The following is a 226-nucleotide window of genomic DNA, read 5'->3' on the forward strand; positions in this document are numbered from 1 at the left end:
GATAGTCGTCGGCAATCAGCAGGCCTGCCTGGCGATAGGTCGGGAAATTCATGTCTCCCTTCTCGAGCGCCTTGCGAAAGGCGCAGCTGACGGCCTCTTCGCCGAGATGCTGCATATAGAAGGAGGTCTTGCCCTGCCGCTGCGCCATCAGCATGCGGGCGTCGAAGGCGCGCAGCTCGGGGAGAAGGACGGGCCGGCAGAGTTGCTAACCTGCTAGGCTAGGGAG

Annotated in this window: 1 pseudogene; it reads right to left on the minus strand. The window is 62.8% G+C overall.

Annotation, left to right across the window (positions count from 1 at the left end):
• A pseudogene (locus AF337_RS41275) lies at window positions 1–175 on the minus strand (thiamine pyrophosphate-dependent enzyme); the annotation flags it as partial.
• Window positions 176–226: the final 51 nt, after the last annotated feature.

It is taken from the genome of Rhizobium ecuadorense, assembly GCF_001187535.1.
Classification (GTDB): domain Bacteria; phylum Pseudomonadota; class Alphaproteobacteria; order Rhizobiales; family Rhizobiaceae; genus Rhizobium; species Rhizobium ecuadorense.